Annotated in this window: 1 protein-coding gene; it reads right to left on the minus strand. The window is 73.9% G+C overall.

Features of this window, described 5'->3' with window-relative positions; genetic code table 11:
* Window positions 1-445, minus strand: a 445-nt coding sequence (locus HW466_RS31450; RefSeq protein WP_176316178.1) for an aldehyde dehydrogenase family protein, incomplete at both ends; no start/stop codon positions are given.

Here is a 445-nt window from a genome sequence, read left to right on the forward strand (position 1 = left end):
AGCGCGGGTTCGTCGATCACCACCGGCGCGCGGAAGAAGCCGTCGCCGCAAGCGGGGTCGAGCCGGCCCTCGAAGGCGATCGCGGCGCCGGCGGCCAGCCCGGCCTCGAGCGCGGCGTTCACGCGCGCGCGATGCGCGGCCGAGATCAGCGGGCCCATCGCCACCCCGCTCAACTGCGGCGGCCCGACCACCAGCTCGCGCACCGCCGATTCGAAGGCGGCCATGAAGTCGCCATGCAGCGCGTGATGCACCAGGATGCGCGCGGTGGCCGAGCACATCTGCCCGGCATTGGTGAAGGCGCCGCCCACCGCGAGCGAGACCGCCAGCTGCAGATCGGCATGCTCGCGTCCCACCAGCGCCGACTTGCCGCCAAGCTCCAGCGTGACGCGCGTCATCCGCTCGGTGGCGGCGCGCATCACGTGCCGGCCGGCAGCGTGGCGATCTG

The sequence above is a fragment of the Burkholderia territorii genome, from assembly GCF_902833055.1.
GTDB classification, from domain to species: Bacteria; Pseudomonadota; Gammaproteobacteria; order Burkholderiales; family Burkholderiaceae; genus Burkholderia; species Burkholderia territorii.